18 protein-coding genes are annotated in these 19,156 nt (G+C 27.4%); 9 read left to right on the forward strand and 9 right to left on the reverse strand.

What is annotated here, in order from left to right:
- The first annotated feature begins 59 nt into the window (after positions 1-59).
- Positions 60-1,274 (forward strand): NADP-dependent isocitrate dehydrogenase, encoded by a 1,215-nt coding sequence (locus AC8GER_RS03600; protein WP_506597510.1) that lies wholly within the window; start codon positions 60-62, stop codon positions 1,272-1,274.
- Here AC8GER_RS03600 and alaS read toward each other — a convergent pair.
- The 5 genes from alaS to AC8GER_RS03625 all read right to left on the reverse strand — a co-directional run bounded on the left by alaS (position 1,271) and on the right by AC8GER_RS03625 (position 8,139).
- Positions 1,271-3,949, reverse strand: coding sequence for an alanine--tRNA ligase (alaS, locus tag AC8GER_RS03605; RefSeq protein ID WP_506597511.1), 2,679 nt, complete (start codon positions 3,947-3,949; stop codon positions 1,271-1,273). The two genes, AC8GER_RS03600 and alaS, sit on opposite strands and share 4 nt — an antisense overlap.
- A 109-nt stretch (positions 3,950-4,058) precedes the next feature.
- On the reverse strand, positions 4,059-5,159 hold the full coding sequence (recA, locus tag AC8GER_RS03610; protein WP_506597512.1) for a recombinase RecA: 1,101 nt from the start codon (positions 5,157-5,159) through the stop codon (positions 4,059-4,061).
- 112 nt (positions 5,160-5,271) lie between these two features.
- Positions 5,272-6,618, reverse strand: coding sequence for a TolC family outer membrane protein (locus tag AC8GER_RS03615; RefSeq protein ID WP_506597513.1), 1,347 nt, complete (start codon positions 6,616-6,618; stop codon positions 5,272-5,274).
- A complete protein-coding gene (locus tag AC8GER_RS03620; RefSeq protein ID WP_506597514.1) occupies positions 6,619-7,527 on the reverse strand; it encodes a P-loop NTPase fold protein in 909 nt (302 codons plus the stop codon).
- Between the two features lie 12 nt (positions 7,528-7,539).
- Complete coding sequence (locus tag AC8GER_RS03625) at positions 7,540-8,139, reverse strand: 2-hydroxychromene-2-carboxylate isomerase (RefSeq protein ID WP_506597515.1); 600 nt, start codon at positions 8,137-8,139, stop codon at positions 7,540-7,542.
- A gap of 41 nt (positions 8,140-8,180) precedes the next feature.
- Here AC8GER_RS03625 and AC8GER_RS03630 point away from each other — a divergent pair, with 41 nt between their 5' ends.
- Positions 8,181-8,807: a glutathione S-transferase family protein gene (locus AC8GER_RS03630; RefSeq protein WP_506597516.1), complete on the forward strand. Its 627-nt coding sequence runs from the start codon at positions 8,181-8,183 to the stop codon at positions 8,805-8,807.
- On the opposite strand, the gene dksA is transcribed toward AC8GER_RS03630, so the two are convergent.
- Positions 8,804-9,220 (reverse strand): RNA polymerase-binding protein DksA, encoded by a 417-nt coding sequence (gene dksA, locus AC8GER_RS03635; RefSeq protein WP_017969539.1) that lies wholly within the window; start codon positions 9,218-9,220, stop codon positions 8,804-8,806. The genes AC8GER_RS03630 and dksA overlap by 4 nt on opposite strands.
- 68 nt (positions 9,221-9,288) lie before the next feature.
- Here dksA and AC8GER_RS03640 point away from each other — a divergent pair, with 68 nt between their 5' ends.
- Together AC8GER_RS03640 and AC8GER_RS03645 are read left to right on the forward strand one after the other, a co-directional pair.
- The gene (locus AC8GER_RS03640; protein WP_506597517.1) at positions 9,289-10,662 is read left to right on the forward strand and encodes a glycosyltransferase family 39 protein; all 1,374 of its coding nucleotides are present in this window, start codon (positions 9,289-9,291) and stop codon (positions 10,660-10,662) included.
- A gap of 4 nt (positions 10,663-10,666) precedes the next feature.
- Positions 10,667-11,497 (forward strand): glycosyltransferase, encoded by an 831-nt coding sequence (locus AC8GER_RS03645; RefSeq protein WP_506597518.1) that lies wholly within the window; start codon positions 10,667-10,669, stop codon positions 11,495-11,497.
- Between the two features lie 7 nt (positions 11,498-11,504).
- Here AC8GER_RS03645 and AC8GER_RS03650 read toward each other — a convergent pair whose 3' ends face one another.
- Entirely contained in the window at positions 11,505-12,524 is a 1,020-nt protein-coding gene (locus AC8GER_RS03650) for an NAD(P)/FAD-dependent oxidoreductase (protein ID WP_506597519.1), read from the reverse strand.
- Between the two features lies 1 nt (position 12,525).
- Entirely contained in the window at positions 12,526-12,846 is a 321-nt protein-coding gene (locus AC8GER_RS03655) for a 2Fe-2S iron-sulfur cluster-binding protein (RefSeq protein WP_506597520.1), read from the reverse strand.
- A 36-nt stretch (positions 12,847-12,882) separates the two neighbouring features.
- Between AC8GER_RS03655 and AC8GER_RS03660 the strand changes: the two genes are divergently transcribed.
- On the forward strand, positions 12,883-13,884 hold the full coding sequence (locus AC8GER_RS03660; protein ID WP_506597521.1) for an enolase C-terminal domain-like protein: 1,002 nt from the start codon (positions 12,883-12,885) through the stop codon (positions 13,882-13,884).
- Between the two features lie 10 nt (positions 13,885-13,894).
- Here the strand turns inward: AC8GER_RS03660 and AC8GER_RS03665 are convergent, their stop codons facing one another.
- Positions 13,895-14,596: a bacteriorhodopsin-like gene (locus tag AC8GER_RS03665; protein WP_029168127.1), complete on the reverse strand. Its 702-nt coding sequence runs from the start codon at positions 14,594-14,596 to the stop codon at positions 13,895-13,897.
- A gap of 153 nt (positions 14,597-14,749) precedes the next feature.
- Between AC8GER_RS03665 and crtI the strand changes: the two genes are divergently transcribed.
- From crtI to AC8GER_RS03685, 4 genes are read left to right on the forward strand one after another with little or no spacing between them, the layout of a single operon-like run.
- Entirely contained in the window at positions 14,750-16,225 is a 1,476-nt protein-coding gene (gene crtI / locus AC8GER_RS03670; protein WP_506597522.1) for a phytoene desaturase family protein, read from the forward strand.
- On the forward strand, positions 16,222-17,040 hold the full coding sequence (locus AC8GER_RS03675) for a phytoene/squalene synthase family protein (protein WP_506597523.1): 819 nt from the start codon (positions 16,222-16,224) through the stop codon (positions 17,038-17,040). Before crtI ends, AC8GER_RS03675 begins: the two co-directional genes overlap by 4 nt.
- 14 nt (positions 17,041-17,054) lie before the next feature.
- Positions 17,055-18,182 (forward strand): lycopene cyclase family protein, encoded by a 1,128-nt coding sequence (locus tag AC8GER_RS03680; RefSeq protein ID WP_506597524.1) that lies wholly within the window; start codon positions 17,055-17,057, stop codon positions 18,180-18,182.
- 3 nt (positions 18,183-18,185) lie between these two features.
- Entirely contained in the window at positions 18,186-19,145 is a 960-nt protein-coding gene (locus AC8GER_RS03685; RefSeq protein ID WP_506597525.1) for a Brp/Blh family beta-carotene 15,15'-dioxygenase, read from the forward strand.
- Positions 19,146-19,156: the final 11 nt, after the last annotated feature.

Consider the following 19,156-nt stretch of genomic DNA (forward strand, 5'->3'; position numbering starts at 1 on the left):
TATTTAATTAGTTAAAAACATACTATATAAAAATATTTTTTATTAATATCAAAAAAATTATGTCAAAAATTAAAGTAAAAAATCCTGTTGTTGAGCTTGATGGCGATGAAATGACAAGGATTATTTGGGATTTTATTAAGCAAAAACTAATACTACCTTATCTTGATATAGACCTTAAATATTTTGATTTGGGCATGGAAAGTAGAGATAAAACTGACGATCAGATAACAATTGATTCTGCTAATGCAATTAAGAAGTATGGTGTTGGAGTTAAGTGCGCAACAATCACTCCAGATGAAGAAAGAGTAAAAGAATTTAATCTTAAAAAAATGTGGAAGTCTCCAAATGGGACTATCAGAAATATATTAGGCGGGACTATATTTAGAGAGCCTATTATTTGTAAAAATATTCCAAAATTAGTTCCTTCTTGGACAGATCCTATAGTGATTGGAAGACATTCTTTTGGAGATCAATACAAAGCAACAGATTTTAAAGTTCCAGGAAAGGGTAAACTTAAAATTCAATGGATTTCAGAAGATAATAAACAAATAATTGAGCATGAAGTTTTTAATTTTACAAGTCCAGGTGTTGCGCTTGCTATGTATAACTTAGATGATTCAATAAGAGATTTTGCAAGAGCATGTATGAATTATGGAATTTTAAGAAAATGGCCAGTTTATTTATCTACAAAGAATACAATCCTAAAAGCTTACGATGGGAGATTTAAAGATCTTTTCCAAGAAGTTTATGAAAAAGAATTTAAATCAAAATTTAATGAAATCGGAATCACTTATGAGCACAGATTAATAGATGACATGGTTGCATGCGCTATGAAGTGGAGTGGAAAATATGTTTGGGCTTGTAAAAATTATGATGGTGATGTTCAGTCAGATACTGTTGCTCAAGGTTTTGGGTCTTTGGGTTTAATGACTAGTGTATTAATGACTCCTGATGGAAAAACTGTTGAGGCTGAAGCTGCTCATGGAACTGTAACTAGACATTATAGAGAACATCAAAAAGGAAAACAAACATCTACAAATCCTATAGCTTCTATTTTTGCGTGGACACGAGGACTAGCACATAGAGGAAAGTTGGATGGAAATAGCGAATTAATAAAATTTTCTAATACTTTAGAAAAAGTTTGTGTTGCCAGCGTAGAAAAAGGATATATGACAAAAGATCTTGCTGTTTTAATTAATAAAGATGAAAAATATCAAACTACAACTGAATTTTTAGAAACTATAAATTCTAATCTTAAAAAAGAATTAAATTAATTAATTTTTTTTAAAATTTCTTCAAAAGAACTTTCGATTTTCGAACTATTTGCGCCACCGCTAGCTTGAGCAAAATCTTTTCTTCCGCCTCCACCTTTTCCACCTAAAATTACTCCTATTTCTTTAGCTAATTTTGAAGCATCATATTCATTAATTAAATCATTGGTTACTCCAACTGCTACCGTAACTTTTCCATCATTTACAGAATATAAAATAATGATTTGTTTAATTGATTGTTTTCTTTGTTCTTCAATAAAATTCTGAATTCTTTTTACTGGATAATCTAATAATTTTTGAAATCTGATGCTAATTTTATTGTGGTTAATATCTTTAATTGTATTTTTACTCTTATCTAATAATATATTTTTAACTTCTAAATCCTCTAAAATTTTTTTTAAAACTATGGTTCTTGCTGAAAAATCTTCTTCTTTAATTTCATTAATATTGCCTCCTAAATCTTTTATTTTTTTTTCTAATTCATTTATTTGAGCTATTTTGCTTTGATTGATTTCATCTTTTTCATTTGCTCTGTTTTTTAAGTACTCTGCTAATTGAGCATCTCTTAAAGCCTCAACTCTTCTTACTCCTGCTGCAACTGGAGACTGACTCACAACTGAAAATCTTCCAATTTCATGTGTATTTTTAACATGTGTTCCACCACACAATTCTATGGAAAAAGCTTTATTGTCATCAGTGCCCATTGTTAAAACTCTTACCTCTTCTCCGTATTTTTCACCAAATAATGCCAACGCTCCTTCAGTCACAGCAGCTTTTGGAGTCATAAGTCTAGTTTGAACATCAGATTTTTGTTCAATAATTTTATTAACGCAATCATTAATCTTGATCATTTCTTCATCGGTTATTGGTTTGTTATGACTAAAATCAAATCTTAATCTATCTGGACCAACGTACGATCCTTTTTGAGCAACATGCTTTCCAAGGATTCTTCTTAATGATTCATGAAGTAAATGTGTTGCTGAATGATTGGCCCTAATGTTCTGTCTTTTAACTGAATCGATCTTAAGATCTGCCTGATCGCCCTTTTTAATCTCTCCTGAAATAAGTTTTCCATAGTGGATATAAAGATCACCAAACATTTTTTTTGTATCTGTTACTTCAAATTTAAAATTATTATTAGAAATATAACCTTTATCTCCGACCTGTCCTCCAGACTCACCATAAAATATAGTTTGATTTAAGATAAGAGCTAAATCTAAATTTTTATTTGAACTATCAATTTCTTTATCAACATTAACTATTGATAAAATAACTCCTTGCGAAGCTTCTGAATTGTAACCTAAAAATTCCGTAGGACCGCACTTTTCCTTAAGTTCAAACCATATTTTTGAAGTTTGATCTGAGCCAGAACCTTTCCATGAAGCTCTAGCAATTTTTTTACTTTCTAACATTAAAATATTAAATTGATCTTCATCTACGGATATCTTTTTATCTTTTAAAAAATCCTGAGTAAGATCTAACGGAAATCCATATGTGTCATATAATTTAAAAGCTAATTCTCCTGAAAGTTTATTATTTTTTATATTACTAATTTCTGTATTTAATATTTTCATTCCGTTTTTAAGCATTATAGAAAATCTTTCTTCCTCTAACTTTAAATTTTCAGAAATTAAAGAATCTGCTCTTTTCAGTTCTGGATATTCAGAGCTCATTTCTGAGATAAGAGTTGGAAGAACTTTATAAAGAACTGGTAAATCTGAACCCAAAGTAAATGCATGACGCATAGCTCTTCGCATAATTCTTCTTAGAACATATCCTCTTCCTTCATTTGAAGGTAGAACTCCATCTGCTATTAAAAATGCTGTTGCTCTTAAGTGATCAGCAATAACTCTGTAGCTGGGTATATTTTTATCTGAAACTTTTATATTAACATAATTTTCTGCTGACCTAATTATATTTTTAAATAAATCTATTTGATAATTATCATGAGTGCCCTGCAATACTGCTGCGATCCTCTCTAGCCCCATCCCTGTATCCACCGATGGTTTTGGTAAATTAACTCTTTTATCTTTTGAAATTTGTTCAAATTGCATAAATACAAGATTCCAAATTTCTACAAATCTATTTCCATCTTGATCTACAGAACCAGGAGGCCCTCCTTTTAGGTGTTCTCCATGATCATAAAAAATCTCAGAACAAGGACCACAAGGGCCTGTGTCTCCCATAGACCAAAAATTATCATTTGTTTTAATTCTTATAATTCGACTATCGTGCAAGCCTGCAATTTTTTTCCATAAATTAAATGCCTCATCATCTTCGTGAAAAACCGTTACTGTTAGCTTTTCTTTAGAAATTCCATAGTCTTTAGTAATTAATTCCCAAGCAAACTTAATTGCGGATTCTTTAAAATAATCTCCAAATGAAAAATTTCCAAGCATCTCAAAAAAAGTATGGTGTCGCGGCGTGTAACCTACATTTTCTAAATCGTTATGTTTCCCTCCAGCTCTAACGCATTTTTGAGAAGTTGTTGCTCTCTTAAAAGGAAGTTTTTCTAAACCTGTAAAAACATTTTTAAACTGAACCATTCCTGAGTTGGTAAACATTAATGTTGGATCGTTTTGTGGAACTAAAGGACTAGAATCTACTACCTGATGAGAATTTTTTGCAAAAAAATTCTTAAAAGTGCTTCTACATTCTGTAAGTGTTTTTGTACCCATCTACTTATAGATACAACTTTTTATATATATGTCTAGAATGCTAAAGGCGCCTTTTTAAAAGCGCCTTTAATTAACGTATTAGGAATATTTATCTTTAGATTTACTAAGCTTAATTATCTTCTTTCTTGTCTTCTTTTTCTTCAGGAATATTCTCTGAATGATCACTTAATTTTTCTGAAATTAGTTTAGCATTTGTTCTAACTGCCATTTCAATCTCAGCTGCAATCTTTGGATTTAGCTTTAGGTATTGCTTAACATTTTCTCTACCTTGTCCTACTTTTTCGCCTTTATAGGAATACCATGCTCCAGCTTTTTCTATAATATTTGCTTTTGCTGCTAAATCAACAACTTCTCCCAGTTTGCTAATGCCTTCACCATACATAATATCAAACTCAACTACTTTAAATGGAGGGGCAACTTTATTTTTTACAACCTTAACTCGTGTTTGGTTACCAATTATCTCTTCTTTGTCTTTAATTGCTCCTATTCTTCTAATGTCTAATCTTACAGACGAATAAAATTTAAGCGCGTTTCCTCCAGCAGTTGTTTCTGGGCTACCAAACATAACTCCTATTTTCATTCTTATTTGATTAATAAAAATAATCATAGTGTTTGTCTTAGAAACTGAGCCTGTTAACTTTCTTAGAGCCTGACTCATTAATCGAGCTTGTAATCCCATATGATGATCTCCCATTTCTCCTTCTAGCTCTGCTCTAGGTGTTAAAGCGGCCACAGAATCTACAACTAGAACAGAAATAGATCCCGATCTAACTAAAGTGTCTGCGATCTCAAGTGCTTGTTCGCCTGTATCTGGTTGAGAAATTAATAATTCAGTTGTGTTAACACCTAATTTTTTTGCATAAACAGGATCAAGAGCGTGCTCCGCATCAATGAATGCACAAATTCCACCTTTTTTTTGCGCTTCAGCAATAACCTGTAATGATAGAGTAGTTTTTCCAGATGACTCTGGTCCATAAATTTCGACAATTCTACTTTTTGGAAGACCACCAATTCCAAGTGCAAGATCTAATCCTAATGATCCAGTTGATATAGATTCAATATCAAGAACTCTAGACTGCCCTAGTCTCATTACAGAGCCTTTTCCGTAATTTTGATCTATCTGACTTATCGCGGCGTCTAATGCTTTTTGCTTTTCTTTTTTATCTTCTGTCTTCTCTGTATTTACTACTTTAAGTGTGTTTTTAGTCATTTTATTCCTTTTTAATTTAATTTATTGTCTAACGACTCAATAAAACAAATGTACACATTTTGTTCTTTTATTCAATTATATTAATAAATAGTTGAAATATATGTATTTTTTACTAAAAAATATGTCTTATCCAGCTCTTATTTGGATAATTGTTAGGATCGTAAAGTTTTGTCTCTAAAGCTAAATTTTTTGCAGTAAGATTACCTACTGAAGACAAAAGCTTAAATTGAGAAACAATTCTGTCCTTATCAGAAATTGCATTATTTACTCTTGATTCAAGCAATGTAGATCTTGATGTAATGACATCCAATGTTGATCTTGATCCAGTCTCATACTCTTGAATAATACCTTCGTAAGCAATTTCGGATGCTTTTACTCTTAACTTTGTTAATTCAAAATTACTAATTGCAAGTTTAAAATTAGACCATGCAGAATAAGAATCTCTATCCACAATATTTTTAGAAGTTTGCAGATCTAATTCAGCGCTATCTAACAAAGATCTCTTTTGTATAATTAATGAGGTCTGCTTTCCTCCTTGATAAAGAGGAATTGAAGCTTGTGCTTTTGCAACTGATTGTTTTGTTTTGTCTACGCTTGAACTGTAGCCGTCATAATCAGTTATGTCCAATGACAAGCTAAACGTTGGGGAAAGTTCAGCTATAGCTATTTTATGTTCGTCTTCAGCTTTTTTAAGAGAGAATTCGGAAATCTTTAAAATAGGATTTTCTTTTTGTGCAAATACTGAAGTTTCTTCTAAAGATTTAGGTAAAGTTAAATTTAAATTATTTATTTCTTCTAAATCTACAGGATCATAACCTACAATATTTTTAAAATTCTTTTTAGTAATCAGCAATTCATTTTCAGCGTTTAATAAATTAGATTGTGCTGCCGCCAATGAACTTTCTGATTGTGCCAAGTCAGAAATTGTAATTATGCCTCGCTCCAACCTACTTTTATCTAATTCAACTTGCTTTTCAGACAAGTCTAGATTTTCTTTACTAAAAATAACTTTCTTTTGAGCAAGAAGTGTTCCCGTATAAGCTTCCACTGCTTCTAGAAGAACATCTTGTTCTACTTTTTTTAAAGTATATCTAGCTATTTCAACGGAACTTTTTTCTTTTTGATAATTATACATATCATCAAAATTAAATATTTTTTGTTCAATGGTAATTGATTTTGCAGTTGTCTGAGCATTAGTTGAAGGTGAAGAAGAACCTGTTGAAGTTGTTATTTTAGAACTATCAGTATCACTTTTATAAGCAGAGATAGTAACGGTTGGTTTAAACGCGCTAAAAGCTTGAACTAAATTCTCATCAACAGCTTTAGTTCTTTCTCTTTCAGCGTTAAGTTTTGGATTGTTTAAGTAGGCAGCTATTAAAGATTTATTAATATTTTCAACTGCATAAGCACTCGTGCTTATAAAAAAAATTAAAAAATAAAATTTTTTAAAAAAACTCATCTAGTTTAATATAATTTTTTTAGGTTGATGGTTTGAACTAATGGGTACAATTATATCAGCAAATTTAGGCATATCTATGAGCATCTTTTTAGTTATTCTCTCATAAAACATTATAAATCTTTTAATTTCACTCTCTGACATTATTTTATTTTTATTCTTAGATATATTTTTTCTTGAATAAGCTAATTTTTTCTCTTGCAGACCTCTCCAGGTTAAAACTTTATTAAAATTTGGAACTTTTAAATAAATCATTAAATCAATAAATGAAAATAATTCTTTATAATCATTCTTTAATTGATGATTAACATTAAATCTCCATTTGAAATTTTTATCTTCTGAGGCCTCTAATTTGTTAATAGGTCTTTTTAAATTACGATTATTCTCTTCAGCTCTAGCTCCTACGCACCATCCTTCTAATATAAATATATCTATTTTTTTATCTACATAATGCCATTTGTTTTTTGGCAATCTATCATCTATGGATTTATCAAATTTTGGAATTAAAAAATATTTATTAAGAGAATTTTTTTTTATTGCAGTAAAAAACTTATTTAAAAAATTAACGTCATGAGTTCCCGGAACTCCTCTTATAAGAAATAGTTTATTTATTTTTTTTGATATTTTTATTCTTTCCTTCTTAGTTTTATAAATATCATCAATGGAAACTGACATTGTTTTTAAATTGTATCTATCCTCTAAAATTAATTTTAAAAACTGGGCAAATGTTGTTTTTCCTGAACCTTGTCCTCCAGCTAAACCAATAATTAAAGGTTTTCTTAAAGAAGCTTTTTTTAGGAAAATTAATTCTGCAATCTTTAAGTAAATATTTTTAAAATTTTTATTTAAATTTTCTTTTATAAAAAAAGAATTTTTTAGTTTATTAAGTTTATTAATTAAACTTTCCTTCATCAAAAAAGAATTTTAATTTTTTTTTAAAGAATGCTCTAATAACTCTAGTCTATCCTGACCCCAGAACATTTCATTATTATAAACATAAGTTGGAACTCCAAATATATTCATTTTGATAGCTTCTTGGGTGTTAGCTTCATAAATTTTTTTAATTTTATCTGACATTGCCAATTTATTTAAATCTTCAAAATTAATTTTTAACTCACTTGCTATTAATTTTAGTGTTTCTAAATTTGAAATATCATTTTCTTGTGCCCACAATTGTTCTAAAACTTTAAAACCAAATTCCATTTTAATTCCCATATCAATACTTGCTAAACAAAACAGTGTTGGTGTGTGAGGATCTTTGGGAGGAAAAAATTTTGGTTTTTGATTAATTTTTATATTCAAAAACTCTCCCCATCTTTTTAATTCTAATAGTCTATAGTTTTGTCTTGAAATATGTCTCTGTGGCACAGGAACTCCTCCTGTTGCGACAAAAACTTTTCCTACTAAATCAATTGGTTTTTCAATAATTTCCGCTGAATATTTCTTTGAAATTTCTATTAATCTTTTGTTTCCAAGATAAGCAAATGGAGATGCAACACTATAAAAATACAAAATTTTTTTCATATGTACTTATATAAACTATTTAAATAAAACAAATAGCTTATATGATTGAGTTGTTTTATTACCCAACACCTAATGGTAGAAAAATTTCCATTCTTTTAGAGGAACTAGAGTTAAAATATAAATTAACTAGAATTGATATTACTAATAACGAACAATTCTCAGAAAACTTTTTAAAAATAAGTCCTTTAAATAAAATTCCAGTTATAATTGACAATCAAGAAACTGTTTTTGAATCTGGTGCTATATTAATTTTTCTAGCTAAAAAAAATAATTTTAAATTTTACCCTCAAAAATATGAGAAAAATATTAATGAATGGTTAATGGTTCAAGTAAGTTTTGTTGGACCTATGTTGGGTCAGCTTCATTATTTTTATAAATTTAACAAAGGTAAAAGCGAGTATGCTGAAAATAGATTTTTAGAACTTGCAAAGAAGATTTATGAATATTTAGATGTGCAGCTTAGTAAGAATAAATATTTAGCATGCGATGAATATACAATTGCTGATATCGCGACTTTTCCATGGTTATGTCGTCATGAATGGCATGGGATTGGAATTAAAAAATATAAGAACTTATCTAGATGGTACGAAGAAATTTCTAAAAGACCCGCTGTTATAAAAGGTTATGATCCTGAAAATTTAGGAGAAAAGATTCCTCTAGTTTCCTAACTGTCTGCGAATATTTTTTCTTCTCTCTCGTGTCGTTCTTGAGCTTCAACAGTCAAAGTTGCTATTGGTCTGGCTATTAATCTCTTTAAACCTATTTCTTCACCTGTCTCTTCACAGTAACCATAAGTATCGTCTTTAATTTTTTTAACAGCTTTATCTATTTTAGAAATAAGTTTTTTATTTCGATTTACTGTTCTCATCTCGATAGCTTTACCTGTTTGCGAAGTTGCTTGGTCAACAACATCAGCGGAAGTATCGTTATCATCCAATTCATTAAAAAGTATTTTATCATTTTGAAGAGCTAACTCTTTCTTCCATTCTTCCAAAACTCTTCTGAAATACTCTTTATGTTTTGCGCACATGTACTTTTCTTTAGCGCTGGGTGTGTAATTTTTTGGTAACTTTGTAGCCATTAGGATGGGTGAATATAAGTGCCTTTTTTATAGTGTCAAGTTGCATTGAATCAATTAAATCATCACTAATGATACAACCTGGTAAAGAAAAAAAAATTTTTTATCTATTATGTCTTTATCATTTAATTATTTGGACCCTCGTACCGTATTTTTCTAATAAAAATTTACCCTTAGATGTAATTGAAGCGTTGGCATGGGGACAAGATTTTGACTTAGGTTACAATAAACATCCGCCTTTAAGCGCATGGATTCCAGGTTTGTTTTTTAAAATTTTTGGGAACAAAGATTGGGTTTATTATTTATTAAGCCAAATATTTATTGTCATTTCTTTTATATTTTTATGGAAACTGTCTTCATTTTTTTTAAAAAAAAAAATTCAAATTCTTTTATCTGTTTTAACAATAGAAGGTATTGCTTTTTACACATTTGAGACGCCTCAATTTAACGTAAATATTTGCCAAATACCTTTGTGGATTGGGACGATATATTTTTTTCTTAAATCTATAAAAAATAATAAAATTGCGGACTGGATTTTCTTAGGCACTTTTTCTGCTCTTGGTTTTTTAACAAAGTATATTTTTGCATATTTATTAATATCTCTATTTTTTTATTTAATTTATATTTTTTTTATTAGAAAAAAAATTAATTTTAATTTTTTATATACGGTACTAATTTTTTTCTTAATAACAGCTCCTCATTTTCAGTGGTTAATCCAAAATGATTTTACTACTATTTATTACGCTCTTAAACGCGGAGGGTTAAATGAATTTAATATTTACAATCATTTGTTAAATCCTTTTAAATTCTTAATGAGTCAAATTTTGATCTTATTGCCATTTCTTTTATTAATTTATTTACTAATAAAAAAAATAAAAATTAAACTACCTTTTGATAATCAAAAATTTATTTTTTTATTATTTTCTTTTTTACTTCCTTTCTTTTTAATTTTAATAACCTCAATGGTTACGGGCTCTAGAATAAGAACAATGTGGATGATTCCATTTTATTCTTTAGTTGGAGTTTTTTTTATATTTTTATATCAAGATAGTATTAATTTAAAAAAATTAAAAAGTTTTAATATTTTATTAATAATATTCTTAATCGTATCGCCAACATTATATTCCTTAAGATCAATATATAATGATTCAAGAACCGGTTATGAAGGGAAAAAAATAGCATTACAAATTGAAAAAGATTGGAAAGCTTTTTCTAAAGACGAAATATCTAATGTTGGATTTTCAGAATGGTATGCTGGAAATTTATCTTATCACTTAAGTAATAGACCAAAAGTCTTTTTGGAAGAGAATAATAATTTTTATAAAAAGCCAGCAGTTATTATTGCGAAGGATATTGGTCCAAATTTATGTAATCGAAAAAATATAAATATTAAAAATATTGTATATAAAAAAATAGACAATCATGATGTATGTTTTATTTTCTAAATAAATGAAAACTTATAAAATTTTAATTCCAGTTTTTAATGACTGGGAATCTCTTTTTAATCTTTTAAGCAAGATACATGATTTAAAAATTAATAATCTTGGTCATATAAAGATTTTAATAATTGATGATTGTTCGACGGAATTATTAGATAAAAAAATAGAGTTTCATTCATTTGCGGACATAGAAATAATTAAAAATTCAAAAAATGTTGGTCATGGCAAAAGTATTGCTAGTGGAATTAATTATTTAAGTAAAAAAAACGATTTTGATTATCTAATTGTTATGGATGGAGATGGTGAAGATAGACCTGAAGAAGTAAAAGAATTAATATTAAAATCTATTGAAATTCCTTCTGTAACTATTACTGCAAATCGCATTAAACGTTCTGAAAGTGCATTTTTTAAATTATCTTATCATTTGCATAAAATTTTAACTCTAGTTCTTACTGGTTATTCAATAAAATTTGGAAATTTTATGTGCATTCCTAAGCAAGATTTAAATTTAATAGTTTCTAATAAAAATCTTTTTATAAGTTTTTCTGGAACTGTTGCTAAATTTATAAAAAACAAAACAGATATACCCTCAATAAGAGGAGTTAGATATCACGGTCCTACTAAAATGAGTTTTTTAAAACTTATTAGACATTCTCTGCTGATCATCTCAACCTTTAGAAAAGAGGTCACTATTAGATTGTCTATATTATTCTTAATATATTCAACGTTGATATTTTATTTTTTTAAAAACACTTTTTTATTACTTTTGTTGCCAGTGGCTATAGCTAATACATTAATTATCTTCACTCTTTTTTTTCTTTACGAAAAAAACTCTTCTTAAAAAAGAACTATTTAATTCCTAAGCGTTTATGTATCTGGGTGGATGATGTTGTATATTGAAAAACAAAATTCTCATTTGGTCTTGCTCTAGCAAAACATTCTCTAGCTGCTAAAGCGCCTTCATGAAATCCAGATAGAATTAACTTAAGCTTTCCGGGATAAGCACAAATATCTCCAATAGCAAAGATACCCTCCTCATTAGTTTGAAAATTTTTTGTATTAACTAAAATAGATTTCTCTTCTAAATTTAATCCCCAATTTGCAATTGGACCAAGTTCCATCTTAAGTCCAAAAAAAGCTATTACTGAGTCTATTTTTAAAACTTCCATTGCTTCATTATTTTTTTGTATTTCAATATTTTCTAATTTTATATCTCCATTAATTCCTTTGAGTTGATAAAAGGTTTTAATTTCAATTTTTCCTGATTTAGCAATTTCTTTAATCTTATTTAATGTATGCGGCGCTCCCTTAAAATCATCTCTTCTATGAACTAAATAAACTTTTTTTGCGATATTTGATAACTCTAAAGTCCAATCTAGAGCCGAATCTCCTCCTCCAAATATAGCAACTGTTTGATCTTTAAATTTAGATTTGTCTTTAACGGAATAGTAAAAACCTTTTCCTTCAAATTTCTCAGCATTTTTAATATCTACTTTTCTAGGCTCGAAAGACCCAACTCCACCAGCTATAATAATATTAGGTGTTTCAAAAATTTTATTATCGCTTGTAATAACCTGCCATAATTTATTATTTTTTTTTAATTCGTTAACTCTTTGGTTAAGATGAAACTCTGGTTTAAAGGGTTTTATTTGTGCAGATAAATTTTTTATAAGATCCTCTCCTGTGCAATCTGGAACTCCGGGGATGTCATAAATGGGTTTGTCAGGATAAAGCTCTATACACTGTCCGCCTATTTTATCTAAATTATCAATAACATGAGCGTTAAGACCTAAAATACCAAGTTCAAAAACTGAAAACAATCCAACAGGTCCTGCCCCAATGATTACAGCGTCGGTTTTAATTGTCATATTAACTTTGTTTTTTTGGCATCCTGACTACTATACCATCAAGATCATTTGTAATAATAATCTGGCAACTTAGTCTGCTCGACTTGTCTGCGTCTTGAACAAAATCAATCATATCTTGCTCTGACTCTTGGGCCTTTGGAATTTTGTTTAAAAAATTATCATCAACATAAACATGACAAGTTGCACAAGCGCAAGAACCACCGCAATCAGCATCAATACCTGGAACAGAATGTTTTATGGCCCCTTCCATTATTGAATAACCAACTGGCATTTCTATTTGATGTTCTTTTCCGTTATGTTCTATATAAGTAATTTTTGGCATTAAATTAAAAACCTTAGATCATATAACAGTGAATTTATGTTTTTAAAATTACAATTTGTTAAAAAAAAATTTTTTTTAAAAGATTCTTTTAGAATATCAAGAGAAAACAAAAAATTCATAAAAACGATAATAATAAAGCTTACAGAAAACGATAGAAGCGGTTTTGCAGAATGCGTTCCTTACAAAAGATATGGAGAAACTCAAGAAAAAATATTTTTACATTTAAAAAACAATGAATATGAGATCACACGACTAATTAGACAAAATAGACTTCAAGAAATTAAATATTTATCCTTAAGAACAGCTCTAGAATTAGCTTTTAAACACCTTAACATAAAAAAAAATGAAAAAAATTATTTAAGTAAAAAATACCAAACTTCAATTACCATTCCTATATTTGGCCAAGAAAAGCTTGAGAAAATAATTCATAAATTTAAAAATGTTAATTTTATTAAAGTAAAAGTTAATAAAAATAACATTTTAAAGACGATTAAATTTATAAATAAAAAATGTCCTAAATCAAAGATAATAATTGATGCTAATGAAGGTTTAAATTTTATACTATTAAAAAAAATTATTAAAGATTTAGAAAAATTAAATGTAATTATTATAGAACAACCATTTAAATATGGCTTAGACTATAAACTTGTAAATATTAAAACAAAAATATTATTTTGCGCCGATGAGTCTTTTCACATTAACAATAAAAATAAAATTTTAAAGTACTACCAGGTAATAAACCTAAAATTAGATAAATTTGGTGGCTTAAGTAAAAGTCTTGAAATTATTAAATTTTTAAAAACAAAAAATAAAAAAATTTTATTAGGATGTATGGTCAGTTCGTCGTTATCGATTATTCCTGCCTTAACACTTGCAAAGTATTGTAATTTTTTAGATCTTGATGGTGCTTATTTCCTAAAAAAAGATTTTAAAAATGGGATTACTTATAAAGATAGCAATTTGCTTTTAAATAAGAATTTTATTAGCTTAAATAAAAAAGGCCCCCAAGAAAATCTTGAGGGCCTTTTTAAAAATTAGTTAATTATTATTACTTACTTCCAGCAGGCGTTAAGCTTGCTGCAGTTTTGTAAATAACTAAACCAAATAATATTTTATTAATAAAGTCTGCCAAGTTGTAAACAAGGTTTAAAGTAACCTCATTTGCAGAACCTGTCATATAACCAAAAAGATATCCTAATGGGTATACAGACCAACCGATTGTTACAATCCATTTACAGAATTCAAAACAATCTTTTGCGGCACCTGATAGTCTTGCTGCTTCACGACCAGCTTCACCTGAGAAAATTTCATATAAAATGAAAATCCATCCGGCCATACCAATAATAAAACCAGCGTTAATATTCATATATCCAGCTTCGCCAAGATATCCGCCTACTAACATAACTAATGTTCCTAAAAATAATCTCCAAAAAATTCCTGAAGAAACTTTTTTTACAGCTGAAAGAATAAAGTAAAATTCAATCATTAATAACGGAACTGTTAATAACCAATCAATATATCTAAATACTGTTGGTGATGTACCTGTGCTTACCCAGACTTCTCTCATGTACATGTAATGCACAAATGCAATACCTGTAACTAGACCTGATAAAGTCATTGACGTTCTCCAAGAAGCTTTTACTGAATTTCTTTCTATGAAAAAGAAAAACGTACTAGCTAACAAGGCCATTGATATTAACCAGAATGTAATTCCAGTAATATCACTAGATTGTAGAAGAGTTGTTTTCATTAAATCCTCTGTTTGTTAATTTAAGTGAGGCTAAAACTAAAGTAATTTGGTATTTTTTAAAAGAAAATTAAATTTAATTAAATCAATGATTTTCAAACGTTTTTACAGTTATAATTAGCGTTAAAATAGAAGTATTAATGAATCAGTAAGTAAATGAGCAAAAAAGCAATAATTATAGGTTCAGGTTTTGGAGGAATTGCATCGGCAATTAGATTGAGAGCCATGAATTATGATGTCACTTTGATTGAAAAAAATTCTGATTTAGGGGGAAGAGCAAGAACATTTTATAAAAATGGATACACATTTGACGCTGGTCCTACCGTAATAACGGCTCCGTATCTTATTGAAGAACTATTTTTACTTTTTAAAAAAAATATTAATGATTATGTAAAAATTGTACCATTAAAAACTTGGTACCAATTTATATTCAGTGATTTATCCAAATTTAATTATACTGATAATCATAAAACCAATTTATCAGAAATATCAAAAGTTGATTCTAAAGATATTGTTGGATTTGAGAAATTACTAAAATTTTCAGAGAAAATATTTAATAAAGGCTATTTAGAGTTGGCAGACAAACCGTTCTCTAATTTCTTTTTTATGTTAAAACAAATACCTGCTTTGTTAATTCTTAAGAGTTATCTTTCTGTATATAAATTTGTATCTAAATTTTTAAAAAACGAAAAGTTAAGAAAAATTTTCAGTGTCCATCCTCTTTTAGTTGGTGGAAACCCATTTTCAACAACTTCAATTTATGCATTAATTTTATTTTTAGAAAAAAAATGGGGAGTTCATTATGCTTTAGGCGGCACAGGAAAAATTATTACTGGACTGGAAAAACTAATGAATGAAATTGGAGTTAAAATTATTAAAAATGATGAGGTAATCAAAATAATAACAGACAAAAAAAAGATTTCTGGAGTTATAACTAAAAGCAATAAAACAATTAATGCAGAAATTGTTGTTTGTAATGCGGATCCTCCATTTGTGTATAAATATTTATTAGATGAAAAACAAAATACATTTTTATTTGAAAAAAAAATAAAAAGAATGAATTATTCAATGGGATTATTTGTTTACTATTTTGGATCTAAAAAGAAATATAATGATGTTGAGCACCACACAATTTATTTTGGAGATACGTATAAAGATTTATTAAATAAAATTTTTGAAGAAAAAGTATTAACTGACGATATAAGTTATTATCTTCATAGACCAACAGCAACAGATCCTACTATGGCTCCAAAAGATAGAGATTGTTTTTATGTATTGGTGCCGGTTCCAAATAACTTATCTAAAATAAAATGGAATGAAGAAGCAGAGAAATTTAAAAAAATAATAATAAAAAAATTAAGCTCAACTTTATTGCCTAATATTGAAGAATATATAGAAAATGATTTTTACATCACGCCTGACTACTTTGAGAAAGAACTCAGAACACTTCACGGATCAGGATTTTCAATTCAACCACTATTCTCACAGTCTGCCTACTTTAGATTTCACAATAAATCTGAAATATATGAAGGCTTATTCTTTGTTGGTGCAGGAACGCATCCAGGGGCTGGAATTCCAGGTGTTTTATCCTCTGCTAAAATTTTAGACAGAATTGTTCCTAAGATTCTATGAAATTAGAATTTTATATAAAACATTATGGAAAATCATTTTATTGGGCAGGTAAATTTTTAAAAAAAGATATATTTGCGGACTGTTCAATTCTTTATGCCTTTTGCAGAATTGCAGATGATCTTGTTGATAATAATAAGAATTCAAAGAGTAAAATTAATAAATTTATAAAAAAGTATTCAAATGTAAAATCTAAAAATATAATTATTAATCAATTTAAAAAAATTCAAATTAAATATAATATTCCAAATAAATTTATTAATGACTTATTTTACGGAATAAAATTAGATACAAAAACTGTAAAAATTAAATCTAAAGAAGAAATAATTAAATATTCATATTATGTGGCCGGCACTGTGGGGGCAATGATGGCTCATATATTTAGCACAACTCATCCTAAAGCAATAAAGCATGCAATTGATCTTGGAATAGCCATGCAATTAACTAATATTGCAAGAGATGTGGTTACAGATGCAAAATTAGGAAGAATTTATTTACCTCAAAAATTTTTTAGACAAAATATTAAAGTGAAAGACATAGTTAATGAAAATTTTGATCGAAGTAAATTGTTTGCAGCTATTACTAAAATTATTATTATGTCTGAAAAATTTTATAAAAGTGGCAATAATGGAATTAAATATTTACCACGGGCAATTAGATTTCCAATATTTCTTGCAAGTTCATTATATCAAAGAATTGGAGTAAAAATTATTAATAGCAATTTAAATAAATATTTTAATTCTAGAATATATGTTGGTTTTTTTGAAAAATTATTTATTACTTTAAAAACATCTTTTATCTTTAATTTTAAATATTAAATTAACAATTCTTAATGAATAACTACGATTTTATAATTATAGGAGCGGGTTGTTCTGGCCTTTCTCTTTTATACGAAATGAATAAAAGTAATATTTTAAAAAATAAAACCTGTGCAATTTTTGACAAAAGAAAGCAATTTAGCAAAGATAAAATTTGGTCATATTGGAATGTTTTTGAACATTCATTTTCTGACTGTCTATTAAATCAATGGGATAAGGTAATAGTTAAAGGTAATGAGGAAATAATTTTAGACTGCAGAGAATTTACTTATCAATCCGTGGATAGTGAAAAATTTTATAATAAAATATTAAAAAGTATAAGTGATAATAAAAATATTAAATTATTTTTAGACCATACCGTCGATGAAATTAGTGAAGAAAATGATCAAATAATAATCAAAAGTAAAAATGAGCTATTTAAGACAAATTTAGTTTTTGACAGTTCATTAAAAATTAACAACCGTAGTGACGCTAAGATCTATCAGCACTTCTATGGTTGCGAAGTAAATTTTAAAGAAAATATAAATTTAAATAGAAACCCTACTCTTATGGACTTTAATTGTGAGCAAGGTAATTGGACGCATTTTTTTTACACTCTGCCTCTGAGTGACAACAAAATATTTATTGAGACAACTTGGATTTCGGATCAACAAAACTATACAAAAGATCAATATATTTCAGAGATTAATGAATATATTCAAAAGAATTTAAATTATAAAAAAGAATATACTTTTGGCTACAATGAAATGGGCTCCATACCAATGTTTCACTATCAGCAAAAGACAGGCTATAAAAAGGTAATAAAAATTGGAGCCGCAGCAAATCTTACAAGAAAAAGCACTGGTTACACATTCCTAAATATTCAAAAATTTACAAAAGAATTAGTACAAAAGTTAATTAAAAATCAAATTATTAGCAATACTCAAATACAATCAAAATATAACTTTTTGGATAAGATATTTATTAAAGTTTTGCTTGAGGAAAAAGGAAATATGCACAAAATTTTTTTTAGACTTTTTAAAAAAAACAATGCAAAAGATATTGTAAATTTTTTATCTAATAATAGTAGTTTTATTCAAGATATAAAAATAATTTTAAGTATGCCTAAATTAATTTTTTTTAAAAAATTATTAAATTTTTAATAGATGAATTATAATTTAAAAAAATATTTTAATAACATTAATTTTTTTTTTTTATTCTTAATTTGTATTTTAGCTGTAATTAATTTTTTTTTAGATTTACCATCTACATACATATATATTTTTTGTTTTCTATTAATAGCAACAGTTGGCGTCTCTCACGGAGCATACGATGGAAAAGCTGGTGAAAAATTATTTTTTAATAAATATAAAAAATGGAAATTTATTTTTTATTTTGTTTACATCGCATTAGCTATTTTAGTTTTTTTAATTTGGTATTTAAATCCATTAATCTCACTAATAATTTTTTTAACTGTGTCTTCTTTGCATTTTGGGAAAGAAGATTTGGAGATCTATTTAGATAAAAAATACAAGATCAATTTATTTATTTTTTTCTTAAAAGGTTCATTAATTATACTTTTACCGTTATTTTTTAATTTTGAAAAAACTAACTTAATTTTTAATACAATTCTTTTTTCAAAAGATTACGTGCTGTTATCTAATAATTATATAAAATTTATTTTAATACTAAATTTACTAATGCAGTCACTGTTTTATTTATATTTTTATTTTAAAAAAAAATTAAATAGAAATGATTTTTCTTCAATTATTTTTGAAATTTTTTTAATAATAATTATATTTTATTTATTTACTCCGATTGTTGCATTTACTTTATATTTTTGTTTCATGCATTCTCTTAAAAATATTCTTCTAATTTCTAATGAACTCAATCCAAATTTATTTAGAGGCTTTCAAATATTTATTAAACAATCATTATTTTTGACTTTAATAACTTTTTTTATTTTATTTATTAGTTTTTTTTTTTTAATAAAATTCGACTTTCTTGAAAACTCGATTGAGAAAATTATTTTTATTGGCTTAGCTTCGTTAACACTTCCCCATATAATCTTACATTACATTGCGGAAAATATTAAAATATCAAAAATCGAAAGAGTGAGACTTTAATAACTCTAAAT

It is taken from the genome of Fontibacterium abundans (SeqCode), from assembly GCF_965235095.1.
GTDB lineage: Bacteria > Pseudomonadota > Alphaproteobacteria > Pelagibacterales > Pelagibacteraceae > Fontibacterium > Fontibacterium abundans.